Here is a 25,508-nt window from a genome sequence, read left to right as displayed (position 1 = left end):
TGCGATACTACCTTGATACTCGTATTATAATAAAAATTTCTTTATTTTTCTACTATTTTTTAGCAGAGAGCTCAATATCTGCAGAATGAATTCGGTGTATAACTCCTTCATCATCTTCAATCAATAGAACGCCTTCATCTGTTATACCTTTTGCAAAGCCTTCAATGTTGGCTGTCATCGTGCGTGCTATAATTCGCTTGCCAATACTGATCGCATACGTTTCCCAAAGAACTTTAATTAAGCCAAAGCCATTTTTTAGGTATTCTTCGTAAAGGGTTTCTAACTTTAAGAAAAACGCTTGCATCAAAGCTGCACGATTAATTTCTTCACCTTTTTCAATACGTAAAGATGTGGCAATGTGTTTGATTTGTTCATTAAAATCCGTTTCCTGCTGATTCACATTGATGCCAATTCCAATGATGACCGAATGAATCCGGTCAAAATCAGCCTGCATTTCTGTTAAAATCCCAACTAGCTTCTTCCCATTTAATAAAACATCATTAGGCCATTTAATGTCTGGAGAAAGGTTCGTCACTTCTTGAATGGCCTGTACAACAGCCACTGCTGATAGTAGAGTCAGCTGAGGAGCCTGCTGCGGAGGGATAGAAGGACGCAGTATAATACTCATCCAGGCACCAGTATATTTTGGGGAATACCACGCTCTATCAAGTCTTCCTCTCCCTGCCGTTTGCTCTTCAGCAACTACAACCGTTCCTTCTTTTGCTCCTTCTTGAGCAATTCGATGAGCAATTTTTTGAGTAGAATGTACGCTTTCCTCATAATGAATATACTGACCGATTTTTGTTGTTTGGAGCCCTAATAAAAGCTCGTTGCTGCTTACTTTGTTCGGCTTCTCAACAATGCGATAGCCTTTTTTACGAACAGCTTCAAGTTCATAGCCGTCTTTTCGCAGCTCTTCGATATGCTTCCATACAGCTGTTCTTGAACAGCCTAATAAATCGCTGATCTTTTGGCCGGACACATAGTCCCCATCTGCGTTCGTAAACATTTCGAGCAGCGTTCTTCTTATATCTGACTGCAAGACTGCACCCACTTTCTTATTGAAGATTTCGTGTTCATTAACTCATTGTATAGAACTTTCTCCTCAATTTCTTTTAACAGTTGAGACACCCATGGACCACCCTTTTTACCTGTCCACACTAAAAGATCTTGACCATTTATATCTAAATCTTTTAAAGAATGAATAGGCAGCTCGCTATAGATGTAAAGAAGCTCATGTTCATTCATATGCTCATTGCTTCGAAGAAGTTGTAAAATACGATTCACGCTTACGCTGGCCTGCTCTCCAATTGTATACATGATGCGTTTTGACCATCCATTTTCCAAAACGTCTCGAAGACCAATAGACTGAAGCTGAATATCTTTAATTTGCTTATTAGATAATTTCCAGCTTTTAAAAAATGCCTGCTTGTCTTGAATGTCGAGTAGATGTACCAGAAGTGTCCATGACTCCGATACTCGCTGAAGCATCATCCAATCATGTGCACAAACAGATCGGAATTTTTGCGGATCTACATTCAATTGGGGCAAGTAGCGATACAGCTCCGTATCTGCTACAAGTGCTAATGCTAAAGACGGACGCTTTCCGCTCAGCATTTTTTCGAATTCAACTGTAATGCGTTCAATAGAAACATGCCTCAGCAGTTCACCGTATTGCTGAATGGCTCTTTTAGTTTGATCAGACAGCGAAAAAGCCAGCTGACTGACAAAGCGAACGGCTCTCATCATACGAAGAGCATCTTCATGAAAGCGTTCTTTAGCATTTCCGACAGTGCGAATTAACTGGTTTCGTAAATCTTCTCTTCCATTAAATGGATCAATGATTTCTCCTTTTGCATTCATAGCCATTGCATTGATTGTAAAATCGCGACGCTGCAAATCTTCTATAAGAGACGAAATAAACGTAACGGACGAGGGACGACGAAAATCATCATATTCTCCCTCAGAGCGAAAAGTGGTTACCTCATAGGTCTCGTTCTCATGGACAACGACAACCGTACCATGCTCGATTCCTACATGAATCGTCTTAGGAAAGAGTTCCATCACTTGTTCAGGCCTAGCTGACGTAGCGATATCAATATCTCCAATCGTCCGATTTAAAATGAGATCCCGGACCGCTCCTCCAACAAAATACGCTTCGTAACCGGCTGTCTCCAGTTTTTCAATAATATAAAGCGGATGAATGAACGGTTCTTTCATAACGTCCTCCATTCTTCAACCCTGTACCAATTTATAATAAAGTTTTTCATATTGACTCACAATCTCTGTTGAATGAAATTTATGATTAACTGCGCTTAGAGACGCTTCCCTCATTTGGTGATGCAGCTGTTCATTTTCAAGTAGCTGAATTGCTTTGCTCGCTGCCTCTTCGACGTCTCCCACTTCGCAAATATATCCTGTTTTTTCGTGTTCAATTACTTCAGGAATTCCGCCTGTATTTGTTCCGATGCATGGAACACCACAAGCCATAGCTTCTAAAAGTACAAGCCCAAAGCTTTCTTTTTCAGATAATAACAATTTTAAATCGCTAATCGAATATAATTCTGCTACATTTTCTTGTTTCCCAAGAAATAACACAGAATCTTGAAGATTTAGCTCTCTTACTAATTGAGACACAACCGTCATTTCAGGGCCGTCTCCTACAAGCAGCAGCTTAGACTGAAGCTTTTTATTAATAATAGCAAATGTTTTGACTATATCTGTAACTCGTTTGACTTGACGAAAGTTTGAAATATGAATAACGACTTTTTCATTTTCTAATATGCCATACTCTGCTTTTAAATACTGAACTTCTTTTTTATGATAAACTCGTTCATCAATAAAATTATACATCGTTTCAATTTCTTTATCTGGACTAATTAAATGGTGAGTTTGATCAACAAGTGACTGAGATACAGCCGTCACTGCATCTGATTTCTCAATTCCAAATTTAATTAAATCTTTTAACGATGGATCCTCTCCTAGAACCGTAATATCTGTCCCATGAAGAGTCGTCACAATTTTCACTTCGTGCTCCACCATTTGTTTAGCTAAAATCCCGCAAACGGCATGGGGGATCGCATAGTGCGTATGAATAATGTCAAGCTTTTCTCTTTTAGCCACTTCAGCCATTTTACTGGATAAAGCAAGATCATACGGAGGGTATTTAAAGACGGAGTACTGATTTACATCTACTTCGTGAAAATAAATATTTGGATATACTTTCGTCAATCTAAAAGGCATGCTAGAGGAAATAAAATGAATTTCGTGCCCCTTTTCAGCCAGCAGCTTCCCTAGCTCCGTTGCTACCACTCCTGAACCTCCAACCGAAGCATAACATGTAATACCAATTTTTAACTTCATTTATTTTCCACCTACTAAATCGTCGTACATCAAAATCGGTTTTTTAGATAAAAAACCTTCACCGTATGCTACCCCGACTTCTTTGCCAAATAATCGCTCTCTGCTCTCTACCGTTTCAATATATCCGTTTACCAGCGGCGTATCAAACGTATCTGCTGTTTTTATAAATTGACTTTCATAAGCCTCTAGACTAGCTACTTTCTTTTGAAACGTGCTTGATACATCTACGATAAAATCTGGCTTATGAAATCCATTTATCATATAGAAATAAAGAGACTCCGTACGATGAGCTTTTTGCTTTTTATAATCGATATAATTTTTAACGCCAGCGGAAAACATGGCCTCTTCTACAAGCTTTGCACAATTTCCATGATCAGGATGACGATCTTCAAAGTAAGGAGCAAATATAATCCTTGGTTGATACGTGCGAATGACTGATGCAATTTCAGCTATATACTCTGCCTTTAAAACCAAACCTCTGTCTGGCAAATGCAGATGAATTCGCTCATGAACACCTAAGACACCAGCAGCTTTGGACGCTTCTTGTTTTCGAATTTCAACCGTTCCATTTGAAGAAAGTTCAGCTTGCGTCAAATCGCAAATAACTACCTTCAAACCTTGTTCACTCATTCTTGCAATGGTTCCACCCATGCCGATTTCTACATCATCGGCATGAGCACCAAAGGCAAGGATATCTATTGTTTCTTTCATTATCTTCACCCTATTTTTTTATAATTGAACGCCAATGCAAATCGCCTCGTTCAAGTCCATGAATTAAAATCTCTGCTGTTCCCATATTCGTTGCAAGAGGAACCGCATAGACGTCACAGAGACGCATCAGAGCTGAAATATCAGGTTCATGAGGCTGAGCTGTTAACGGATCGCGGAAAAAAATAACCATATCCATTTCATTTTGAGCAATTAAAGCTCCTATCTCCTGATCTCCCCCAAGGGGTCCTGATTGAAAGCGGTGAACCTTCAAACCTGTTGCTTCTGAAATACGCGTTCCTGTTGTTCCTGTTGCGAACAGCGAATGTTCCTGTAAAATCGCTTGATAGGCTGTTGTGAATTGTACCATATCATTTTTCTTTTTATCATGTGCAATTAAGGCGATTTTCATTTTTCTCGCTCCTTAGTCAATAATATTTTCTAACCCATATACAAGTGTGTCTACGTTCATAACTGTGTCAACAGCTAGCTTCACACCTGACATAAAAGAAGCACGGTTGTATGAATCATGACGGATTTTTAATGTTTGTCCAAATCCTCCGAACATCACTTCTTGGTGAGCAATCAGTCCCGGCAAACGTACGCTATGTAGGCGGATTCCTTCATAATCTGCACCGCGTGCGCCCTCTAGCAATTCTTTTTCCTCAGGATGACCTTGTTTTTTTGCTTCACGAACTTCACTGATAAGCTCCGCTGTTTTTAAGCCTGTTCCTGATGGTGCATCTAACTTTTGATCGTGATGCATTTCAATAATTTCAACATCATCAAAGTATTTAGCTGCCATTTGTGAAAACTTCATCATTAAAATAGCGCCAATCGCAAAATTAGGTGCAATGATACAGCCAAGTTCCTTCTCTTCAGCAAGCTGCTTTAATTCTTTTAAATCTTCTTCTGAAAAGCCAGTTGTTCCTACAACAGGTCTTACTCCATATGTTAGGGCTGTTTTAGTATGAGCGCGCCCAATTTCAGGTGTTGTCAAATCAACTAAAACATCTGCCTTAACGTCTTCAAAACATTTTTCAATATCCGTGTAGATTGGCGCTTGTACATTTGGCATTCCTTCAATATCACTTATGTATTTTCCTTCATTGATACGATCTACCGCTGCTACTAATTCAAAATGCTCTGTTTCTTCTATTAATAATACAGCTTCTTTTCCCATACGACCTCTTGGTCCTGCAAGTACAATTCGAATTTTGTCCATTCTTTTTCTCTCCTTAGTCTTCTTTTTTCGTCCAGCGATCTTTGTCACGCGTATTAAATTTATTCATAACGCGATCATGCGCTTCTTGTAAATCGATATTTAATGAATTTGCAAAGCAAATTAATACAAATAAAATGTCGCCCATTTCTTCTTCGACCGTACGTTCTGCTTCAGTCGTTTTCTTCGGCTTTTCACCATAATAGTGGTTAATTTCGCGCGATAATTCGCCCACTTCTTCCGACATTCGCGCAAGCATAGCAAGAGGACTAAAATATCCTTCTTTAAATTGGCTAATATATGCATCAACTTCTTGCTGCATTTGCTCCATCGTTTTTTTTGACATCTTTTTATTTCACCTCTTTTAGAAGTACACTCAGCTTACTATTATAACATCTTTACTTCAAATTATTTAGTGTAATTACTTCTTCTTACCAAGCCTTTGTCAGATGCTCTTTCACAATATTCCTCACGTTTCCCTTAATTCTCAAAAATCTGTCTATATTTTACGAATTGAGGATACTACTAATACATAGCACTAGAAGAAACATCATCACTTTTTACTATTTTCAAAAATCTTTTCGATAGTTATTTACGAAATGAAATATATTCCTTTATGATAAGGTAGTGCAAAAACGGTCATAGGAGGTTTGTAAGTATGAAAGGTCTCAGATTTAAAAATATTATTTTTATACTGCTTGGTGCTGCCATATTTGCGTTTGGACTTGTTAATTTTAACATGCAAAACAATTTAGCTGAAGGTGGATTCACAGGCATTACCCTGCTTTTATTTTTCTTATTTAACATTGATCCCTCTTATTCTAACTTAGTGTTAAATATTCCTTTGTTTTTTGTAGGGTGGAAACTATTAGGGAGAACAGCCTTTATTTATACCATGCTCGGAGTCGTCAGCTTATCGCTATTTTTATGGATATTCCAGCGCTTCCCGGTGAATATGCCCCTGCGTCATGATATGACTCTAGCAGCTCTTTTTGCCGGTGTTTTTATTGGAGTGGGCCTTGGCATTATTTTCAGGTTTGGAGGAACAACTGGAGGAGTCGATATCATCGCACGTGTTGTTCAAAAATATATCGGGTGGAATATGGGGAAAACGATGTTTCTTTTTGACTTTATTGTGATTAGTGCGTCTCTCATTTATTTATCCTACCGAGAAGCTATGTACACACTTGTTGCAGTCTTTGTCGCTGCACGGGTTATTGACTTTATGCAAGACGGCGCGTATGCCGCTAAAGGAGCAACGATCATTTCAAATCATAACGAAGCCATATCGGATAAAATTATGAAAGAAATGGATCGAGGCGTGACGATTTTAAAAGGCCAAGGTTCTTTTTCTAAGCAAGATACTAACGTGCTATACTGCGTGGTTAGTAAAAATGAAATTTTCCGTTTAAAGCAAGTTATTACTTCTGTAGATCCACACGCATTCGTTGCAGTTACGGATGTTCATGATGTCTTAGGCGAAGGCTTTACCCTTGATGAAAATAAAAAACCGCTTGAAAGATAAAAAAATACCGCTAATGCGGTATTTTTTTATTAGTCGTCGTTATTCATTCCTGTATAAATCATGATTAAACGAACCAATTCAAGAACTGCTACTGCGGCGGCTGCTACGTATGTTAAAGCCGCTGCGTTAAGCACTTTGCGCGTCTCGCGCTCTTCATCATTTCGAATTGCTCCGACTGAGACGATTTGCGTCATTGCTCGGCTTGAAGCGTTAAATTCAACAGGCAGTGTTACAACTTGGAATACGACCGCTGCTGCCATGAAGATAATACCTAACAATAGCAACGGCTTAATCGACGCGATAATTCCAATCATAATTAAAATCCAAGAAGCGTTTGATCCAAGGCTTGCCACCGGCACAAGCGAGTGGCGAAGACGTAAAAACGAATAGTTTTCTTTGTCTTGAATCGCGTGTCCCACTTCGTGAGCCGCAACGGCAGCGCCTGCGACAGAGGTTCCGTAATAGTTGTCTTCTGACAAACGAATGACTTTTGAACGAGGATCATAGTGATCTGATAAAAATCCGCCTACAGGCTCTACGTGAACGTTGTACAACCCGTTCTCATCCAAAATTTTTCTTGCTACTTCTGCGCCTGTCATTCCTGATGAGTTGCTTACTTGTGAATATTTTTTGTAAGCACTTCTCACCTTAAACTGTGCCCAAATTGGCACAAGGATAATAATGAGAAAATAAATCAAAAAGCTCATTTACCCACACCTTTCATTATGTGTTTGACTACTCTTTTATTTTAGACAATTCTGCGCTTTTACGTCAATCATTACGCCCTCTAGCTGACTTTCTTTTCTGGTCAGCGAAGTATTTTCGCGCTCCTACATAAAAAAGTGTAGCAATAATAATACTTCCGGTGGTAATTGTAACCCAAATAAAAGACGGGTCTGTGCGATTTTCCTTTACTTGTTCAAAAAAATCTTTCAAGTTTTGTTCCATTTGGTTAAACTGCTTATCGTTAATTTCACTTAGCGTTCCTTCAGTTTGTAAAAAGTGAACATCCGCGCTCACACGCTGTACGTAGGGAGACGACACGTCTACCTGCGCGCTCGGTAAGATCATATCATACTCCTTCAAAAATTGCTTAAGCTGCGCTTCGTAAGCCGCTTGTTCTCCTTTTACCGCTTCATTTCGCATCTCTTTAAATGTTGCTAGCATACTGCCTTCGAGCTCAGTCCACATAGGCTGATGCTTGCTGTGAAGCGCATCGACTAATAATCGAAATTGAGTAGCTTTTTGAAGACGTTCTTCATCACTGGAATCAGAAGATAAAAGAGACCTTTCTACCTGTTCATAACAAAGAGTTAAAATACGTATATCTTCGGCCGATACGCCCAAAGAAGCTGTATTGAGACTGGTAAATTCATTCGAAAAGTTTCTGAACAAATGTTGGGCTGCTTTATACTCCTTTTGCTCTACAAGCGATAGCGTTTGATCAGATAAGTTATCAAGCTTTTCCCACTGCCCTTCAGCTGCATGTACAGTAGTCGTATATGCAAAGAAAAGTACGAGCAATATTCCTACTATTCTTCCTTTCATTCTCGTCCCTCCTCTAACCTCTACTAAAACTTATGAGAAAGAGGACAAGAGTAGACCTATTTTCAAAAGGAAGTTTTAAACTTACTATTCATTCATCGGAGTGATAAAGTTTTGCGTATAATATTTTTCATATACACCTACACCAAGACGCGTAAACTCTTTATTGAGTAAAGCCTTACGATGTCCCTCACTATTAAGCCACCCTTCAACCGCAGCGATTCCATCCTGATAATTCGAGGCAATATTTTCGCCCGCGATACGGTATACTACATCACCTTTTTGCAGACGGTTGCCTAAATCACCTTGTGCTGGTGAAACGTGAGAGAAATAGTTTAAGTCGCTCATTTCTTTGCTGTGTAAATAAGCTACTCCGGCAGTGGCTTCGTCCCAAGCTAAAGGTGACAGCTGAAACCGGTCTCGAATTACATTTGTAATATCGATAATTTGCTGCTCTTCTCCTTCTTGGACACTTTTCCACTCCTCCGATGTCAATGACGGAGCTGTGGGAAGCTCGCCGCGATAAACAATTTCGTACGGACGCTGTTTTAATAGCGTGTCCATGTCCATAATTCGAATACTTGAGATTGTATTAAGGAACTGATCAAAATATAGTTGGACGTATACATCTCCATATTTAATAATGGGACGCATTTTCATATCCTCTTCACTCAGACGAAATCGGTATTCATTTCCGTCTTTTTGAAGCGTGAGTTCGGATGAAAGTGAAACTCTTTTTTCTACTTCCTCTCGCTTCTCACCAATCTCAAAAGGATCTGTATTTGTTTTTGAGCCAATGACGTATACAGATACGACTTGATTATTTTCTACTCCTACCTGCACATACGTTTGACGATTCTTTTTGTAAATCCACCAGTCATAGCCATATGCAGAAGAATCAATACGATCCGGCTCTCCAAGCATTCCAATTAACTGTTCTGAATGATCTCCAATGAGTCTCATCATATTTTCACTTTGTTTTTCATAAGAAGCCACTTCTTGTGTGGGCTGACTTTTGGAATCCGTTTGGTTTTGCTCAATATTTTGACCCGTTAGATATTTTTCTAGCTGAGGTAAATAATCCTCAGCGTATACAAATGCCACTATTAATACGAGAATAAAAATAACTTTTTTCAGCTTTTCTTCCTCTCCTTACACCTGTTTTCTTTACCTGTTTAACTTATTTTTATCTCTATTATACATGCATTCAAAAAAAAATAGCTATCGGTATGGAGGAAACAAAAGAAAAAGCCAACTATTTACGAATATACTGCAAACAGTTGGCTTTCACTTTTTAATGCGTTTGTTGTGAAATGTCTGAGAGCGCTTCTCCTGCACGTTCATTTGCATAGCGAAACGTTGATAAATCACCTAGCGATACAATCCCTACTAGCTTTTGATTGTCCACAACGGGAAGACGACGGATTTGATGTTGAGCCATAAGCTTAGAAGCTTCTTCTACAGAGGCTTCCGCTGTAATAGTTATAAGCTCTTCACTCATAACATCCGTTACTTTACTTGAATTCGGCTTCTTTTCTGCAATGCCTTTTATAACTAAGTCTCGATCTGTAATCATTCCTACTAGCTGATCTCTATCGACAATTGGAATTGCTCCTACATTCCATTCCTTCATTTTCACTGCTACTTCATATACGTTATCAAGCGTGGTGCATGTTTCCGTATCAGCTGTCATTACCTCTTGTACAGTTTTCATTGTTTTATCCTCCTTTACATCGTGTGCTCGTTTTATAGTGTGACCAACTTTTTAGTAAACTTTCGTATTTAAAACGTTTAAATAAAAATAGATAACGTTTACATTTTTCCTTATTAGATATTGCAAGTTTTATCCATTCGGCTTATGATTTAATTGGGGTATATCTGTTTTGGGAGGGAGTTCATATGAAATTTGAATATGCAAAATTTGATTCATTAAAGGTTGATTTAGATTTATTAGATGAGATTATGCATCAATTTGGTCTGGTCCGCGCCGGACAATGGGATTATGAACGCGTCACGTACGATCGAAAATTCGAGTTTCAGCGAGATACCTTCTATTTGCGAGTCCAAGGACATGCTATTTCAGGCGACGTAGGGGGCAGGCATGCTGTTATTCATCTTATGACACCTCTACTAGGCAAACATTATTATCCTCACGGTTTAGAATATGGAGACGGCGAATATTTTCCGCCATCCCTTGTAGAACAGTGTGAAAAGATATTAACACAAATCAAATCACAGCTTGAAACCGTTCAGCTATAGAATTAGAAAAAGCGCAGTAATTAGACTGCGCTTTTTTTAATTCAAAGGAGGAGTAGACGGAAATTCCTTTGGTTTTATATCTTGAGGCTCGGTAAAATCGGGCATGTACGTATCTTTCTCTCGTTCTTTTCGAGCCCACTGAAAAAAAATAAAGCCTAAAACCGTTCCATATACAATTTCTTGAATGATCTTCATAATAACGCCGCCTAGCTGCTGATCTTCCACGGGCGGCAGCGTATTAAACATCTCGGGAGCAAGCTGTCCTAAACTGGCAATCATAGAAGGCGGTACACAAAGGGAAAGAGCTTGTACCCAAGCGCTTGAGTCTGTATACGTCGCATATAAAGAATGATTTGCAAAAATAATTAACGCGCACGCTGGAGTAAGGAGTACGCCATCTGCAAAAATGTAGCCAAGCTTTTTTAGAGAACTTAGCGTTTGTTCTTCTTCTAGCTGATTAACGAGTGGCCACCACATGCAAAATGCAGCGATAAATAATACAACACTCACAATTCCGTGGAGCATCATATCCGTTTTAATAACATCAAAAAGCAGCGGAATATGATACAAAGAAAATAACCCATTGAATAACAGTAGCGCAATTAAGGGCTTTGTAAAGAATTTAAAAATAGGTTTAACCCCTCTTACATAAATAACAGAACGAGCTAACCACGGCGGAATTCCTAAAATAAAAAGCGGAGGAATCACCAAGTAAACGATTGCCATTTGCGTCATATGAGCACTAAACATAAAATGCCCCAGTAAATCTACAGGTCCTCCTTTACATATATATAAAAGAACCATGCTAATAACAAAATACGATTTTGTTTTTCTGTTTACGGCCACCGCTCCTGTAAAATTCCCTCTCCATCTACCAACAATAAAAAAATATAAGACGGTTACCAGACAAATGGTTAAAAAATAGTAAGGACTCCAAAGTGCTTCAAAACCAAACATCTGCAAATTGTTAATCAACGTCTATTCCTCCTTCTACAGATGATGAAAAGGACTGGCGCATGCCAGCCCTTTTCTTTACCACCAAATAATGGTTACAAAAGCTAAAATGGTTAAAAGAGCTACCAATACGCCTGAATACAAGAAAAATGCTGGTATGGTATGTCCTTTGTGGTTCATATGCATGAAATAATAAAGTTGAAAGATGACTTGAACAACGGCCAAGAGCACAATCACCGGCATAATGTACCATCCGCTAAACTCTTGATAAACCGCAAAAAAAGCAATTAGCGTTAGAAACAACATCATCCCAAAAGAGATAACTTGCATCTTCATATCTTCTGCGTTTCTTTTTTTACGATAATCTAAATTGAGCCTTGGGTTATCTGAGTTTGATTGATTTGTCGTCATCAGCTTATCCCACCATTCCCATTAAATATACAACCGTGAAAATAAAGACCCACACAACATCGATAAAGTGCCAGTATAAACTTGCGACATAATATTTAGGAGCGTTATATAAGTTTAACCCTCGCTTCGCATTTCGAATCATCAAAGAACCAATCCAAAGCAATCCGAACGTTACGTGAGCTCCGTGTGTCCCAACCAGCGCGTAGAAAGAAGAACCGAATGCGCTGCTTGTAAACGTATGTCCTTCATGAACATAATGCCTGAACTCATAAATTTCTAGCCCTAAAAACGCTAAACCTAAAAGCCACGTAACGCCTAACCATAGCTGCATCTTTTTAAATTCAAAATTTTTCATATGATACATAGCATATACGCTTGTTAGTGAACTTGTTAATAAAATCATGGTGGCTGCAAAAACAAGCTTAATATCAAACAATTCTTCTGGCTTAGGTCCTGACATCGTTGAATTACGCAAAGCTAAATAAGTAGCAAAAAGTGAAGCAAACAAAACCGTCTCTCCGCCTAAAAAGAGCCAAAAGCCAGTAAATTTATTTTTCCCTTCAAGCGTTGCTTTTTCAGGCGAAGCAGGGAAAGTTTCAGCAGTTAGCTTTTGTTCAGTCTCCATTACATCTTCGCCTCCTTGTCATCATCAACTAAGTCTTCTTTGTGAATATGGAAGCCGTGATCATCAATCCATGAACGGAAGAACATTGATAAAAACATGACGATCATTCCGATAATCCCTACAACATCTCCCCATGCATGATCATTTCGATACAAAAAGCCAATCCCTGCAATAAACATTCCAAGCGATATCATAAATGGAATAAACGACGAGTTTGGCATATGAATATCACCAAGGGGTTCGGCTGGCGTCATTTCTTTATTTCCTGCCATTTTTTCAATCCAATATGCATCTAACCCCCGTACAAGCGGCGTTTGTTTAAAGTTATACTCTGGAGGCGGAGATGAAATAGCCCATTCTAATGTACGTCCGTCTCCCCAAGGGTCTCCTCCTACCCTTTGTCCTTTGGCAGTTGTTTTTATAATATTAACCAGTAAAATGAGCGTAGCAACCGCCATGAAAGCAGCTCCTGATGAACTGATTGCATTCCCAAGGTCGAGACCTTGATTAGGTAAGAACGTCCATACGCGGCGAGGCATCCCCATTAGGCCTAAGAAATGCTGAATAAAGAACGTTAAATGGAAACCAATCAAAAAGAGCCAGAACGTTGCTTTGCTTAACTTTTCATCTAACATCTTCCCAAACATTTTTGGCCACCAGTATGTGACACCTGCTAATATAGCGTATACGACACCGCCTACGATAACGTAATGGAAGTGAGCAACGATAAAATAAGAATCTTGAAATTGATAATCTGCAGGTGCTACAGCTGCCATAACTCCTGTTACTCCCCCGATAACAAATGATGGAATAAAGGCGACAGCATACAGCATTGGAGAAGTAAACTCAATACTTCCTCCCCAAAGCGTAAACAGCCAGTTGAAAATTTTAATTCCAGTTGGAACGGCGATAGCCATCGTAGCGACAGCAAAAATGGCATTTGCAATTGGACCAAGTCCGGTTGTGAACATGTGGTGAGCCCACACCATGAACCCTAAAAATCCGATTAATACGGTAGCAAAAACCATCGACGAGTACCCGAATAATCTCTTTCTTGAAAAAGTAGGTAAAATTTCAGAGAAAACACCAAACGCTGGAAGAATCAAAATATATACTTCCGGATGACCGAATATCCAGAAAAGATGTTCCCAGATAATGGTGTTCCCACCCATTGTGGCGTCAAAAAAGTTTCCCCCGAATAAGCGGTCAAAAATCATTAAAAACAATCCAACCGTTAGTGCTGGAAACGCAAACAAAATAAGAGCTGATGCAACAAACGTCGTCCACGTAAACAGCGGCATACGCATATAAGTCATACCTGGCGCCCTCATGTTAATGATTGTTACGAGAAAGTTGATACCTGAAATCAATGTCCCGGCTCCGGAAATCTGCAAACCTATCGCATAAAAATCAATTCCGTGACCAGGTGATGCAATAGACAGCGAAGCATATGATGTCCAACCTGCATCAGGTGCTCCTCCTAAAAACCAGCTTAGATTTAAAAAGAGTCCCCCAAAGGCAAACAACCAAAAACCTAACAAATTTAAAAACGGAAATGCTACATCTCGAGCTCCAATTTGCAGCGGAACAACTGCATTCATCATGGCAAAAAGAAGCGGCATTGCGGCTAAGAAAATCATTGTTGTTCCATGCATTGTTAAAATTTCGTTATACGTTCCTGCACTGACAAAGTCATTGCTTGGTATAGCCAGCTGAATACGTATAAATAGCGCTTCCACTCCTCCGACTAGAAAAAAGATACCGCCGGCAATTAAATAAAGAATGGCGATTTTCTTATGGTCAACGGTTGTCATAAAGTCCCAAATTGTTCCACCTACACCCTTCTTTTGACTGAGTGTACTCATCGCTAAACCTCCCCTTTTAAAAACGACTGGACGTTTATTTTTCTTTTAAACTCATTAAATAGTCTGCTAGCTCATTCACTTGTTCATCTGTTAAGTCAGGATATGTACCACTCATCTTATTACCCGGCTTAACTTTTTCAGGGTCTTTTAACCATTTTTTGATATTTTCCTTGTTGTGAGGAAGCACCCCAGCTACACGCTCACGTTCAGAAAAACCGGCTAAGTTTGGTGCTTGACGGGCTTGCTCTGGACGATTATCTTTAACGTCAACAGCATGACATCCGATACAGCTTTCATTAAAGACCTCTTGACCAGCTTTTGCGGATGCTGTTTCTACATCAGGCTTTGCTTTTTTCAAATCTTTTGCCCACGTATCAAATTCACCGCTTGATACAGCCCGTACTTTAAAGTCCATAAGAGAATGAGATGGACCGCAAAGCTCAGCACATTTTCCGTAGAAAACCCCGTTAGCTTCCTTCGATTTTTTAGAATCGAACACTAGCCAGAATTTATTATCATTTTCTGTGTTAGCATCGAGCTTTCCTCCAACTGAAGGAATCCAGAATGAGTGCTTGACGTCAGAAGCTTTAATATTAAAGTAGACTTTTTTATCCGTTGGAACAACTAGATCTTGCGATGTAATAATTTTTTGATTAGGATACTCAAATTCCCACCAGTACAAGTTAGCGCGCACATTTACTACGACAGCATCTTTGTCCTTCATTCCTTTTACATCCGCTAGCTTAAATGTGGAGATGACCGTTGGAACAGTCAAAATAATCAGCAGCAAGATAGGAATCACTGTCCATATAATTTCTAACTTTCTGCTCCCCTCTACTTGCTTTGGAATCACATTTTCTTCGCCTTTGCGACGACGAAAGCGCAGAATAACAAATATAAAGATAATGGTGACAACAATAATAACTAAAACCATGATGGCTGTACTAAGCAGCATAAGCGAATATTGTTCTTCAGCTACCTCACCTGCAGGCTTAAGTGTTGACAAAAACGGTTTTCCACAGGCCGATAACACGAATGCAAGCAGCGTAAATAACGACAAAACACGAAAGTTCAATCGCCATTTTTTCATACCATTCCCCAACCTCTCTTTCATTGACGTGATTTCATCTATGCCCTCTTGAGCATAAAACTTATTCCTTCTATAATGAATTCTACATGTAGAAGAAATCCCCCTTGTGCAGTGTCGCATTCAGTGAAAGATTTTATCTAGGCAAAAAGCGTTGCGACAATCATTGAGACAAATAAAATAGTTAAATAGTTTAGTGAGTAGACAAACATCATGCTAGCCCACTTTGTGTCTTCTTGTTTATTGTATTGAGCAAATCCTAAAAATAGCCATCCTATGTTTAAAACAGTGGCCAAAATTAGAAATGGAGTGCCTAATTCGTATAAATAAAGAGGTAATGGCAACAAACAAGCAATCCAAATGAGAATCTGTCGTTTTGTCAGCTCAAACCCGTGTACAACAGGCAACATAGGGATTCCCGCTGCCCGGTATTCTTCACATCTTCGCATAGCAAGAGCTAGAAAATGAGGCGGCTGCCAAATAAACATGATTAGAAATAATACCCAAGCTACTACATGTAAATTGGGATCGATAGCGGCCCATCCAATTAAAGGCGGAACAGCGCCTGATATACTTCCGATTACTGTATTAATTGTGTATAGTCTTTTGGACCACATGGTGTAAAGAACTACATATGTAAGTATTCCTGCTAATCCGATGAGAGCGGCTACGGAAGAAACAACTAGTAGCATAAGCAAGCCGGTTAACGTAAAACCGATTCCAATCCCAAGGACCGTCAAAGGTGCAAAACTCCCTGTCACTGTAGGTCGTCCCTTTGTTCGTTCCATTAGAGGGTCAATGTCACGATCTATGTAATTGTTCAAACTGCATGAACCGGCGATGATAAGTGAAGAACCTATTAAAGTAAAAAATGCTTTATCCAGGTTTTCTAAGAAGTGTTGTTCGTTGAAGAAAAGAGCTAGCCAAAAACCAGTAAAGGTGGTGATGAAATTTGAGTTGACTATTCCAATTTTAATCGTAGCTAAAAAATCTGACCAAACGGAACTATTTTCGCTTACATAAGCTGTGTTAGGCGATGCAGAAAGCGTTGAATCTTCCACCATTTTTGAATCTTCCATGGCGCTTCCTCCTTTACTCATCCACAGACTTTTATCTAGTAAATAAAGAGTCTATAAATGAAGGCGTTTTCAACATATTTTTACAAAAATCTCCTCTTTGTTCACAAAGAAGTCATATTTCTCTCACCAAAGCTACTTAAAAGCTTCACATGTAAACGATAAAATAGTAGAGAAATATCTATTTCTCATGTTTATTAAACCATATTTTGCCGTCACTTTGTGAAGAATTCATGAAAAAAATATGGATTTTTTTTGTCATGAGCTAAATGCATGTCCCTGTGACTTGTTAAAAGATATTTGTGCAAGTAAAATAGTTTTCTATACGGTACCTTTTACATATCTGCAGAGTCAAACTTATGAACAAACCTTACACTTTCTACCATTATAACAAATTCAATCAAGTTTATGGAGAATAAATGAAATTTATGTTTAATATACAAAAAGATTAGGATAAATTGTTTAGCTCGTTATATTACTTACTTTGCTTTTAGGATGGTGATTATTGTGCGACTTGGATTAAAGTTTTTATCCGTTGTGACGAGCATGGCCATGTTACTTATTCTGCTTGGCGGTGCCCTTGTCACGAAAACTGGTTCAGCAGACGGGTGCGGAGATTCTTGGCCTCTGTGTAATGGACAGCTCATTCCTGACCCTTTAACATTTGAAACCGTTGTTGAATTAAGCCACCGCTTAGTTTCTGGCGTGTCGGGCTTTCTTGTGCTCGCTTTATGCATATGGGCATGGATTTCACTAGGACATATAAAAGAAGTTAGACCTTTAGCGTTTATCTCTTTTTTCTTCCTAGTACTGCAAGCATTAATTGGGGCTGCTGCTGTTATGTGGGGGCAATCAGACGCAGTGCTTGCTCTTCATTTTGGTATTTCCCTTATTTCGTTTGCTTCTGTGCTGCTGTTAACACTTATTATCTTTGAAGTGGATCAAAAGCTCGACTCAACTAATATACAGCTAGGCTCTAAAATGAAAAAACACATTTACGGGGTTATCTTATACACGTATGCTGTTGTGTACACGGGCGCGCTTGTTCGCCATAAAGAAGCTAGCTTGGCTTGTCCAGACGTTCCATTTTGTTCAAACGGAAACGGTTGGCTACCTGTTGATTTGAATCAGTGGATTCAAATGGGACATCGATTCGCTGCTGTTTTAACGTTTGTATGGATATTAGCTGCCTTTATCCATGCAGTTAAATATTATCGCCATCAAAAAAATATTTTTTACGGATGGTTAGCCGCTCTCATTCTAGTTATTTTTCAGGCGGTTTCCGGTATGCTTGTTGTTGTCACACGTCTGCAGCTAGAGCTCGCGCTTGCTCATTCTTTAATTATCTCTTTCCTATTCGGTGTATTAAGCTACTTAACCTTAATTGCAACGCGTCATACACATAATTGATCAAAAAAGGTACGAGCTCAGAGCTCGTACCTTTTTTAATTAGCTTTCTAATTCAATTAATAGATCTCCCGGCTGGATGCCATCTCCATTCGACACGTGTACTTGTTTAATCACGCCGTCAAATGGTGCTTGCACGGTTGTTTCCATTTTCATTGCTTCTGTGATCATTAAGTGATCACCTTTTGAGACTTTATCGCCCTTTTCTACTACTACTCGAATAACGGTTCCAGGCATTGAAGCGCCGATGTGGGCTGGATTTGCTTGGTCGGCTTTTTGTTTTGCCGTAACGGTTGTTTTGACACTTTCGTCTTTAATCACGACTTCACGAGGCTGACCGTTCAATTCAAAGTATACCGCTCGCGTACCGTCTGCCTGCGGTTCTCCAATGGATACAAGGCGGACAATTAAGGTTTTTCCTTTTTCAATCTCAATTTCAACCTCTTCTCCTAAACGCATGCCGTATAGGAAAGTCGGAGTATCAAGAACAGAAATGTCCCCGTATTGTTCGACTGCTTTGTGATAATCCATAAATACTTTTGGATACAGCGCATAAGCAATGGCATCAAAACTCGTTACTTGACGATTTAAGTCTTTAAACAGCTTTTCTTTCACTGCATCAAAATCCACATCTTCTAACAGTTCTCCAGGACGAACTGTAATAGGTTTTCTGCCTTTTAGAATGATGCGCTGAAGCTCTTTAGGGAATCCCCCGTGAGGCTGTCCTAAATACCCTTCAAACAATTCAATAACTGAATCCGGGAAGTCAAGCGTTTCACCGCGCTCAAACAGCGTTTCTTCTGTCAAGTTGTTTTGGACCATAAACAATGCCATATCTCCAACTACTTTTGATGATGGCGTAACTTTTACAATATCACCAAATAACAAATTCACGCGTGAATACATATCTTTTACTTCATCCCAGCGGTTTCCTAAACCAACTGCTTTTGCTTGTTGCTGTAAGTTGCTATATTGACCGCCTGGCATTTCATGCTCGTACACTTCCGTATGAGGAGCGTTCATGCCGCTTTCGAAGTCTTGGTAATATTTTCGCACGTCTTCCCAATAGTACGAAAGCTGTTCTAGATTTTTAATATCCAGATTTGGTCTGCGGTCCGCACCTTCTAATGCGTAATAAAGAGAGTTAGCACTTGGCTGAGACGTTAAGCCTGCCATTGAGCTTACGGCTACGTCTACAATGTCTACGCCTGCTTCAATTGCTTTTGCATACGTGTATACACCGTTTCCGCTTGTATCATGCGTATGAAGGTGGATTGGAATATCAACCGTTTCTTTTAGAGCCGATACTAAATCATAAGCTGCCTGTGGTTTTAAAAGACCCGCCATATCTTTAATGCCTAGGATATGTGCTCCAGACTGCTCAAGCTCTTTTGCTAAGTTCTTGTAGTAATCCAAATCATACTTACGGCGCGTCGGATCTAAAATATCACCTGTATAACACATCGCTGCTTCTGCAATCTTTCCTGTTTGACGAACAGAGTCAATTGCAAGAGTCATTCCTTGCACCCAGTTTAAGCTGTCAAAGATACGGAAAACATCAATACCTGCATAAGCTGATTTTTCAACAAATTCCTTAATTACATTATCAGGATAGTTTTTATATCCAACCGCATTTGACGCGCGAAGAAGCATTTGGAAAAGAACGTTTGGCGCTTGTTGACGTAAAGTAAGCAAGCGATCCCACGGATCTTCTTTTAAGAATCGATAAGCGACATCAAACGTTGCTCCCCCCCACATTTCCATAGAAAATAAATCTGGAAGCAAGCGTGCAGTTGGGTTAGCTACTTGTTTTAAGTCGTTTGTACGGATACGCGTTGCTAAAAGAGACTGATGGCCATCACGGAAGGTTGTATCCGTTAATAGCACTTCCTTGCGTTCTTTCACCCAATTTACTAGCCCTTCAGCGCCTTTTTCATCTAAAATCTGCTTTGTTCCGTTTTGAATTGGTTTGCTTATATCCACACTAGGAACGCGCGGTTTCGTAAAGATCGGCTTTTTCTTTTCCGATACACCTGGGAATCCGTTTACCGTAACATTCCCAATGTATGTAAGCATTTTAGTTCCGCGGTCTTTTCGCTTCGGAAAAACAAAAAGTTCAGGCGTTGTGTCAATAAATGATGTATCATAAGCACCTGTTAAGAACTTATCATGCTTCACTACATTTTCAAGAAACGGAATATTTGTTTTAATTCCTCGAATACGAAATTCTTTTAAGTTCCGTACCATTTTTGATGCGGCTTGATCGAATGTTAATGCCCATGTTGTTACTTTTACTAACAGTGAATCATAATAAGGCGTAATTACAGCACCTTGGAAGCTGTTTCCCGTATCTAAGCGTACGCCAAAACCGCCACCAGAACGATAAGCCATAATCTTACCCGTATCCGGCATAAAATTGTTTAACGGATCTTCTGTCGTTACACGAGATTGAATCGCATATCCATGTACGTGAATTTGATCTTGTGCAGGAATGGATACTTCCTTGCTGTGAAGTGCATAGCCGTCTGCAATTAAAATTTGCGATTGAACGATATCAATACCTGTAATCATTTCAGTAATTGTGTGCTCTACTTGAACACGTGGATTTACTTCAATAAAATAAAAATCATTTCCTGATACTAAAAATTCTACTGTACCAGCATTTATGTACTGCACTTTTTCCATCAGCTGCACAGCTGCTTCACAAATGCGGAGACGTAAGTCTTCATCTATAGAAACACTTGGTGCTACTTCTACTACTTTTTGGTGACGACGCTGCACAGAACAGTCGCGCTCATAAAGATGCACAACATTTCCTTGTTCATCACCTAAAATTTGCACTTCAATATGTTTTGGATTTTCAACTAATTTCTCGACATACACTTCATCATTACCAAAAGCCGCTTTTGCTTCTGATTTGGCACGGTCATAAGCTTCATTCAGGCTGTCTGCATCGCGAACGATACGCATGCCTCGACCGCCTCCGCCCAAAGCCGCTTTGATCATTAGAGGATATCCATGCTGATTAGCAAATTCTTTTGCTTCGTCAATTGAATCAATAGGACCATCCGTACCAGGAATAACGGGAATATCTGCATGAATAGCCTGGTGACGTGCTTTTACTTTATCGCCAAACATATCAAGATGCTTGGATTTTGGGCCAATAAAAATAATGCCTTCTTCTTCGCAACGTTTCGCAAATTGGATATTTTCTGACAAAAAACCATAGCCAGGGTGAATAGCATCTACATCATGAGACTTAGCAATGTCGATGATGCCTTCTATATCCAAATAAGCATCAATCGGTTTTTTCTCCGCTCCTACTAAATAGGCTTCATCCGCTTTGTAACGGTGATAAGAACCTGCGTCTTCCTTAGAATAAATTGCAACAGTCCGAATATTCAGTTCAGTACATGCTCGAAATACACGAATCGCAATTTCTCCTCGGTTTGCTACTAATACTTTTTTGATTTTTTTAGTTACAAAACTCATGTTGCTAATCTCCTCTCAATTTCGTATAAACTTCAATATATAGCAAAATTAGATAAAAGAAAAGCAAAAATCAATGGAAAATGATAAAACTCCAATAAATTTTTGCTTTTTTTACACAATTTTTTTCACGAAAATCAATCGCTTGTTGTTGATGTATTGTTCGGATGTAGCACAATATTTTCCGTATTTTTCTGTTTTTTATTTTGATAATTTACGAAAAACGAAATATTTACAATAATTCCCATAGATACCATCAGCGTTAGCAGCGAAGACCCTCCGTAACTGATAAACGGAAGCGTGACGCCGGTAATCGGAATGAGTCCCGTAAGCCCTCCAAGGTTAATGCCTGTTTGAATACCTATCATACTGGCTACTCCAATACAAATCATGCTAGCAAACGGATCCTGAGATTTTTTAGCCAGCATTAAAATCCTGAAAATTAAGAAGCCTAAAAGACCCAGCACGAGCATAACTCCAAAGAACCCTAATTCTTCTGCAATAATAGCCATAATGAAATCGGTATGGGGCTCCGGAAGATAACCATACTTTTGTACACTTTCTCCTAAACCAAGGCCTTTTAAGCCTCCTGTACCTATTGCTAAATATGAATTAACCAGCTGATAACCAGTTCCTTGAGCATTGGCAAACGGATCTGATGCACCGGTAAAACGGCCAATTCGATTGGCAGTAAACTGACCTGTAAAAAAACCAATTGTAATAATTACCGTAAGCAAAATGATACCTAGTGCTAGCATGCGGAAAAAGGTTTTTTTAGAGATTCCCGAACATAGCATAATTGTCACGGCAATAGCAAAAATAATTGATCCCGTTCCAAGGTCAGGCTGAATAGCTACAAAGCCTAATATTAAAAATACAAGACCCATAGGTCCAAAAAAAGCTTTTTTGATGTTGTCAATATACTCTTGCCTTTTAGACAAAACATACGATAAGTATAAAATGACAACAAGCTTGGCATACTCAGCCGGCTGCATGTTTGCCCCGCCAAGCTGCAGCCAACTTTGCGCATTGTTACTCGTATGACCCATTACAAACACAAGCAAAAGCAGTACAAAAATGCCTAGAATCGCATAAGGCAGTATTTTAGGATACAGCTTGTAAGGTGTTAGCATTGTTAAAATGAACAATACAAGCGTAAAAGCAAGCCACATTTTTTGTCTGTTGTAAAAGAAATCGCTTGACGTATGATATCTTGTAATACTTACAATCATACTTGAACTGTAAACCATAACTAGTCCAACCGCACAAAGAAGCAGCACTGGAATTACAATCGAATAGTCAAAATGCCTAAATATTTTTTTTACCATAACCCTCTTCCTTTAAAAATGACGTGTTTCTGTTTCGTTTCATCTTTTATGTACAAATTTGAGTAAATCAGGAAATTTCAACCACCTGTAATAAAAAACTCAAACTACGTTTGTATATAGTTTGAGTTTCGATCGCGTGATTTTTATTTTTTTGTAAACGCTTCATGCAGTGCAGAAAGTTCACGCTCGAGGCGGTCTAGCAATGTTTTTCCAACACGTTCATCAATTAAACCAAGACGAACTGCAAAATCAATTTCTCTTGATAAACCAAACATTTGTGTATCTAAAACCTCTTCATAAAGAGGACATTGTGGCATTGTTAAGTTATCCATTTGAACTTGAATTAATTGCAAAATCTTATCTGCATCAGCTTTTAACAACGCATACGCTTTTTCACGATGATCTATCATTGTCTCAGGCGTCAAACTCAATCCCTCCGTTCGCGAGCGATTACCTAATCTATCTCTCAATTTTAAAGGCTATGCTCCAAAAAAGCAAGGATAAACATGTCCGTGAGGCTGGCCGTCTTTTTTATACTGTTACTTTCTCAAAAGCATTACCATAGATGTAGGGAATTTCGCACTTTCGTTGACTCTTACATTATATCATACGAGAATCACTCTCAACTAAATTTTTTCATCAAAGTGACAAATAAGTAGAAAGCGCTTATACTTTTAGCAAGGGGGCATTTATGATGAATTCAATTATTATGTTAAAAGGAAAAGTAAAATATACGCTGACACTCGACCCAAGCGTGTGGATTTTCGATGACCGCAAGCTCGATATGGACGTTTTCTTTGAACATCCACCGGAGCAAAAAGACGAGACAGAAGCGTACACAAAGGCTGTTTCGAAGCATTGGGACCGTGAAATTCAAGAAGGAGCCGTCTTTCCTCCTACGTTAAAAACCGAAAAGAAATTCAAAAAACAGGAGCTAGTAAATGGAACATTTGGCATTTTATTTGCACCTTTTCTAGCTAACGCTTCACCTACTGAAGAAGCTACCAACGTTTCATTTAAAACAAAAGACGCGCTAATTTCTTTTTCATTAGAAGAAGCGCAAAAACTAATCTTTGGTTTCAGCCAAGATGGAAAGCCTCTTAGAGAAGATGGGCCTATCTATGTCTATTTACCTGACGGATCTAACCGAAATAACCCTATTAAATATGTGGAAGAAATCATCGTTACATAATAAAAGAAGCGGGGTTCCAAAAGGAACCCCGCTTTTTTTAAAGAATATCAGCTGCTAATTGTGCCAGTCCTGAGCGCTCTCCTTTGATTAACCGAACGTGGCCCGATACTTTTTGCTCTTTAAACTTTTCGACTACGTACGTTAATCCGTTGTTATACTCATCTAAATAAGGATGATCAATTTGAGCCGGATCTCCCATAAGGACAATTTTACTCTTTTCCCCTACCCTTGTTAAAATTGTTTTAATTTCATGCTTCGTTAAATTTTGCGCTTCATCAATAATAATGAACTGTTCCGGAATGCTTCGGCCTCTTATATACGTCAAGGCTTCCACTTCTATTGAACTGAGCCCCGCTAGAATCGCATCCAGTTCTCCAGGCTTCTTAGTGTTGAATAAGTACTCTAGGTTATCATAAATTGGCTGCATCCATGGACGAAGCTTCTCCTGCTTTTCTCCTGGCAAGAATCCAATATCTTTCCCTAAAGGAACAATTGGACGAGCTACAAGTAGCTTTTTAAAACATCCTAGATCTTCCGTCTGCATAAGTCCTGAAGCTAAAGCAAGCAGCGTTTTACCCGTACCTGCCTTTCCAATTAACGTGACCAGTTGAACGTCGTCTCTAAGAAGAAGTTCTAACGCCATAATTTGCTGAACATTTCGAGGTTTGATTCCCCAGATATGATCATATTCAAATAAAAGCTTTTTTACTTTTGTTGTTGTTTGATCAACAATGCCGATGGCTGATCCGGATCCCCCAAATGCATCTTTCATCACTAAGAATTGATTTGCAAAAAAGGAGTGGTTCGCAATTTGAGACGTTAGCAGTTCTCCTTTTTCGTAAAATTGACTCAGCAGTTCTTTTGCAATATAGACTTCCGAAAAGCCTGTATAAATACTATTAAATTCCACTACTCGATCACTTAAAAAATCTTCTGCTCTTAAGCCGATTGCGTCAGCCTTCACACGTACCAACACATCTTTACTCACTAGTATCACTTCACGTCCATCTTCTTTTGTTTCCTCTTCAAGAGATAGATTTTTAGCAACAGCTAAAATTCGATTATCATTTGTTTTTTCCACAAAGATTTCTTGAAGCTGTTGAAAAGAGCGATGATTGAGTTCAATTCGCAAATGGCCCCCATTTTCTAAAGGGATTTTCTCATATAACTTTCCATGTTGTCTCAAGTTATCAATGAGTTTGGATACCTGCCTTGCATTTCGTCCGACTTCATCCATATTTCTTTTTTTCGAATCAACTTCTTCTAGCACAACGGCCGGAATCACTACTTCGTTATCATCAAATGAAAAAATTGAATGCGGATCTTGTAATAAAACATTCGTATCTAATACATAAATTTTTCCCAATAATTCAGCCTCCTACTCCGATTGTTTTTCCTGTAAGGAGTGAAACAAGGCACCCATCCATTTATATACTATGTAACGCACATGTG

General features: G+C 39.1%; 25 protein-coding genes. 4 read left to right on the top strand and 21 right to left on the bottom strand.

Going from position 1 to position 25,508, the window contains the following annotated elements; all coding sequences use genetic code 11:
* Positions 1-52: 52 nt before the first annotated feature.
* Genes LJC66_RS06645 through LJC66_RS06615 form a run of 7 tightly spaced genes read right to left on the bottom strand, consistent with a single transcriptional unit; the run spans position 53 to position 5,639 of the window.
* Complete coding sequence (locus LJC66_RS06645; protein WP_082178525.1) at positions 53-1,042, bottom strand: biotin--[acetyl-CoA-carboxylase] ligase; 990 nt, start codon at positions 1,040-1,042, stop codon at positions 53-55.
* Entirely contained in the window at positions 1,027-2,220 is a 1,194-nt protein-coding gene (locus LJC66_RS06640; protein ID WP_028407961.1) for a CCA tRNA nucleotidyltransferase, read from the bottom strand. The genes LJC66_RS06645 and LJC66_RS06640 overlap by 16 nt, the downstream gene beginning before the upstream one ends.
* Positions 2,221-2,235: 15 nt before the next feature.
* Positions 2,236-3,363 (bottom strand): N-acetyl-alpha-D-glucosaminyl L-malate synthase BshA, encoded by a 1,128-nt coding sequence (gene bshA / locus LJC66_RS06635; protein ID WP_028407960.1) that lies wholly within the window; start codon positions 3,361-3,363, stop codon positions 2,236-2,238.
* A complete protein-coding gene (gene bshB1 / locus LJC66_RS06630) occupies positions 3,364-4,074 on the bottom strand; it encodes a bacillithiol biosynthesis deacetylase BshB1 (protein WP_230932086.1) in 711 nt (236 codons plus the stop codon). It lies immediately after the preceding gene.
* 10 nt (positions 4,075-4,084) lie between these two features.
* Positions 4,085-4,483 (bottom strand): methylglyoxal synthase, encoded by a 399-nt coding sequence (mgsA, locus tag LJC66_RS06625; RefSeq protein ID WP_013056092.1) that lies wholly within the window; start codon positions 4,481-4,483, stop codon positions 4,085-4,087.
* 12 nt (positions 4,484-4,495) lie between these two features.
* Positions 4,496-5,296: a 4-hydroxy-tetrahydrodipicolinate reductase gene (gene dapB, locus LJC66_RS06620; protein WP_050690680.1), complete on the bottom strand. Its 801-nt coding sequence runs from the start codon at positions 5,294-5,296 to the stop codon at positions 4,496-4,498.
* A 13-nt stretch (positions 5,297-5,309) separates the two neighbouring features.
* Positions 5,310-5,639 carry a nucleotide pyrophosphohydrolase gene (locus LJC66_RS06615; protein ID WP_013056090.1) on the bottom strand — a complete coding sequence of 110 codons (330 nt, stop codon included), beginning with the start codon at positions 5,637-5,639 and terminating at the stop codon, positions 5,310-5,312.
* A gap of 312 nt (positions 5,640-5,951) precedes the next feature.
* Between LJC66_RS06615 and LJC66_RS06610 the strand changes: the two genes are divergently transcribed.
* Positions 5,952-6,818, top strand: coding sequence for a YitT family protein (locus LJC66_RS06610; RefSeq protein WP_013056089.1), 867 nt, complete (start codon positions 5,952-5,954; stop codon positions 6,816-6,818).
* A gap of 29 nt (positions 6,819-6,847) precedes the next feature.
* Here the strand turns inward: LJC66_RS06610 and LJC66_RS06605 are convergent, their stop codons facing one another.
* From LJC66_RS06605 to LJC66_RS06590, 4 genes are all read right to left on the bottom strand, one after another.
* Positions 6,848-7,525 (bottom strand): zinc metallopeptidase, encoded by a 678-nt coding sequence (locus LJC66_RS06605; RefSeq protein ID WP_013056088.1) that lies wholly within the window; start codon positions 7,523-7,525, stop codon positions 6,848-6,850.
* A gap of 64 nt (positions 7,526-7,589) precedes the next feature.
* Positions 7,590-8,366 (bottom strand): sporulation protein YpjB, encoded by a 777-nt coding sequence (locus LJC66_RS06600; RefSeq protein WP_050690679.1) that lies wholly within the window; start codon positions 8,364-8,366, stop codon positions 7,590-7,592.
* Between the two features lie 84 nt (positions 8,367-8,450).
* Positions 8,451-9,467: a CAP domain-containing protein gene (locus tag LJC66_RS06595; RefSeq protein WP_230932085.1), complete on the bottom strand. Its 1,017-nt coding sequence runs from the start codon at positions 9,465-9,467 to the stop codon at positions 8,451-8,453.
* A 190-nt stretch (positions 9,468-9,657) separates the two neighbouring features.
* Complete coding sequence (locus tag LJC66_RS06590; protein ID WP_230932084.1) at positions 9,658-10,077, bottom strand: CBS domain-containing protein; 420 nt, start codon at positions 10,075-10,077, stop codon at positions 9,658-9,660.
* A 185-nt stretch (positions 10,078-10,262) separates the two neighbouring features.
* Here LJC66_RS06590 and LJC66_RS06585 point away from each other — a divergent pair, with 185 nt between their 5' ends.
* Positions 10,263-10,622, top strand: coding sequence for a YugN family protein (locus LJC66_RS06585; RefSeq protein ID WP_230932083.1), 360 nt, complete (start codon positions 10,263-10,265; stop codon positions 10,620-10,622).
* 36 nt (positions 10,623-10,658) lie between these two features.
* Here LJC66_RS06585 and ctaG read toward each other — a convergent pair whose 3' ends face one another.
* The 6 genes from ctaG to cyoE all read right to left on the bottom strand — a co-directional run bounded on the left by ctaG (position 10,659) and on the right by cyoE (position 16,643).
* The gene (gene ctaG / locus LJC66_RS06580) at positions 10,659-11,597 is read right to left on the bottom strand and encodes a cytochrome c oxidase assembly factor CtaG (protein ID WP_230932082.1); all 939 of its coding nucleotides are present in this window, start codon (positions 11,595-11,597) and stop codon (positions 10,659-10,661) included.
* A gap of 57 nt (positions 11,598-11,654) precedes the next feature.
* Positions 11,655-11,987, bottom strand: coding sequence for a cytochrome c oxidase subunit IVB (gene ctaF, locus LJC66_RS06575; protein WP_013082313.1), 333 nt, complete (start codon positions 11,985-11,987; stop codon positions 11,655-11,657).
* A 4-nt stretch (positions 11,988-11,991) separates the two neighbouring features.
* Complete coding sequence (ctaE, locus tag LJC66_RS06570) at positions 11,992-12,612, bottom strand: cytochrome c oxidase subunit III (RefSeq protein WP_013056081.1); 621 nt, start codon at positions 12,610-12,612, stop codon at positions 11,992-11,994.
* Positions 12,612-14,477, bottom strand: coding sequence for a cytochrome c oxidase subunit I (gene ctaD, locus LJC66_RS06565; RefSeq protein WP_045293824.1), 1,866 nt, complete (start codon positions 14,475-14,477; stop codon positions 12,612-12,614). Before ctaD ends, ctaE begins: the two co-directional genes overlap by 1 nt.
* A 34-nt stretch (positions 14,478-14,511) precedes the next feature.
* Positions 14,512-15,567, bottom strand: a complete 1,056-nt coding sequence (gene coxB / locus LJC66_RS06560) for a cytochrome c oxidase subunit II (protein ID WP_013056079.1) — start codon at positions 15,565-15,567, stop codon at positions 14,512-14,514.
* Positions 15,568-15,704: 137 nt separating this feature from the next.
* Complete coding sequence (gene cyoE / locus LJC66_RS06555; RefSeq protein ID WP_230932081.1) at positions 15,705-16,643, bottom strand: heme o synthase; 939 nt, start codon at positions 16,641-16,643, stop codon at positions 15,705-15,707.
* 504 nt (positions 16,644-17,147) lie between these two features.
* On the opposite strand from cyoE, the gene LJC66_RS06550 reads away from it, so the two are divergent.
* Positions 17,148-18,050, top strand: a complete 903-nt coding sequence (locus LJC66_RS06550) for a COX15/CtaA family protein (RefSeq protein ID WP_230932080.1) — start codon at positions 17,148-17,150, stop codon at positions 18,048-18,050.
* 39 nt (positions 18,051-18,089) lie between these two features.
* On the opposite strand, the gene pyc is transcribed toward LJC66_RS06550, so the two are convergent.
* The 3 genes from pyc to LJC66_RS06535 all read right to left on the bottom strand — a co-directional run bounded on the left by pyc (position 18,090) and on the right by LJC66_RS06535 (position 23,274).
* The gene (pyc, locus tag LJC66_RS06545; protein WP_230932079.1) at positions 18,090-21,539 is read right to left on the bottom strand and encodes a pyruvate carboxylase; all 3,450 of its coding nucleotides are present in this window, start codon (positions 21,537-21,539) and stop codon (positions 18,090-18,092) included.
* 134 nt (positions 21,540-21,673) lie between these two features.
* Entirely contained in the window at positions 21,674-22,864 is a 1,191-nt protein-coding gene (locus LJC66_RS06540) for an FtsW/RodA/SpoVE family cell cycle protein (protein WP_014460986.1), read from the bottom strand.
* Positions 22,865-23,007: 143 nt separating this feature from the next.
* Complete coding sequence (locus LJC66_RS06535) at positions 23,008-23,274, bottom strand: Fpa/YlaN family protein (RefSeq protein ID WP_370506486.1); 267 nt, start codon at positions 23,272-23,274, stop codon at positions 23,008-23,010.
* Positions 23,275-23,555: 281 nt separating this feature from the next.
* On the opposite strand from LJC66_RS06535, the gene LJC66_RS06530 reads away from it, so the two are divergent.
* Positions 23,556-24,056, top strand: coding sequence for a hypothetical protein (locus tag LJC66_RS06530; RefSeq protein WP_013056073.1), 501 nt, complete (start codon positions 23,556-23,558; stop codon positions 24,054-24,056).
* A gap of 37 nt (positions 24,057-24,093) precedes the next feature.
* Here LJC66_RS06530 and LJC66_RS06525 read toward each other — a convergent pair whose 3' ends face one another.
* Positions 24,094-25,422, bottom strand: coding sequence for a PhoH family protein (locus LJC66_RS06525; RefSeq protein WP_013056072.1), 1,329 nt, complete (start codon positions 25,420-25,422; stop codon positions 24,094-24,096).
* Between the last annotated feature and the right edge of the window lie 86 nt (positions 25,423-25,508).

Origin of the sequence: Priestia sp. TSO9 (assembly GCF_021029645.1) — a bacterium.
Lineage (GTDB): Bacteria > Bacillota > Bacilli > Bacillales > Bacillaceae_H > Priestia > Priestia megaterium_E.
This window is presented reverse-complemented; position numbering and strand designations above follow the sequence as displayed.

Excerpts from the sequence above, each read along its gene's own strand:
- LJC66_RS06640 (WP_028407961.1), bottom strand. The coding sequence starts at position 2,220 with ATGAAAGAACCGTTCATTCATCCGCTTTATATTATTGAAAAACTGGAG.
- bshA (WP_028407960.1), bottom strand. The coding sequence starts at position 3,363 with ATGAAGTTAAAAATTGGTATTACATGTTATGCTTCGGTTGGAGGTTCA.
- bshB1 (WP_230932086.1), bottom strand. The coding sequence starts at position 4,074 with ATGAAAGAAACAATAGATATCCTTGCCTTTGGTGCTCATGCCGATGAT.
- mgsA (WP_013056092.1), bottom strand. The coding sequence starts at position 4,483 with ATGAAAATCGCCTTAATTGCACATGATAAAAAGAAAAATGATATGGTA.
- dapB (WP_050690680.1), bottom strand. The coding sequence starts at position 5,296 with ATGGACAAAATTCGAATTGTACTTGCAGGACCAAGAGGTCGTATGGGA.
- LJC66_RS06615 (WP_013056090.1), bottom strand. The coding sequence starts at position 5,639 with ATGTCAAAAAAAACGATGGAGCAAATGCAGCAAGAAGTTGATGCATAT.
- LJC66_RS06610 (WP_013056089.1), top strand. The coding sequence starts at position 5,952 with ATGAAAGGTCTCAGATTTAAAAATATTATTTTTATACTGCTTGGTGCT.
- LJC66_RS06605 (WP_013056088.1), bottom strand. The coding sequence starts at position 7,525 with ATGAGCTTTTTGATTTATTTTCTCATTATTATCCTTGTGCCAATTTGG.
- LJC66_RS06600 (WP_050690679.1), bottom strand. The coding sequence starts at position 8,366 with ATGAAAGGAAGAATAGTAGGAATATTGCTCGTACTTTTCTTTGCATAT.
- LJC66_RS06590 (WP_230932084.1), bottom strand. The coding sequence starts at position 10,077 with ATGAAAACTGTACAAGAGGTAATGACAGCTGATACGGAAACATGCACC.
- LJC66_RS06585 (WP_230932083.1), top strand. The coding sequence starts at position 10,263 with ATGAAATTTGAATATGCAAAATTTGATTCATTAAAGGTTGATTTAGAT.
- ctaF (WP_013082313.1), bottom strand. The coding sequence starts at position 11,987 with ATGACGACAAATCAATCAAACTCAGATAACCCAAGGCTCAATTTAGAT.
- ctaE (WP_013056081.1), bottom strand. The coding sequence starts at position 12,612 with ATGGAGACTGAACAAAAGCTAACTGCTGAAACTTTCCCTGCTTCGCCT.
- ctaD (WP_045293824.1), bottom strand. The coding sequence starts at position 14,477 with ATGAGTACACTCAGTCAAAAGAAGGGTGTAGGTGGAACAATTTGGGAC.
- coxB (WP_013056079.1), bottom strand. The coding sequence starts at position 15,567 with ATGAAAAAATGGCGATTGAACTTTCGTGTTTTGTCGTTATTTACGCTG.
- cyoE (WP_230932081.1), bottom strand. The coding sequence starts at position 16,643 with ATGGAAGATTCAAAAATGGTGGAAGATTCAACGCTTTCTGCATCGCCT.
- pyc (WP_230932079.1), bottom strand. The coding sequence starts at position 21,539 with ATGAGTTTTGTAACTAAAAAAATCAAAAAAGTATTAGTAGCAAACCGA.
- LJC66_RS06540 (WP_014460986.1), bottom strand. The coding sequence starts at position 22,864 with ATGGTAAAAAAAATATTTAGGCATTTTGACTATTCGATTGTAATTCCA.
- LJC66_RS06535 (WP_370506486.1), bottom strand. The coding sequence starts at position 23,274 with ATGATAGATCATCGTGAAAAAGCGTATGCGTTGTTAAAAGCTGATGCA.
- LJC66_RS06530 (WP_013056073.1), top strand. The coding sequence starts at position 23,556 with ATGATGAATTCAATTATTATGTTAAAAGGAAAAGTAAAATATACGCTG.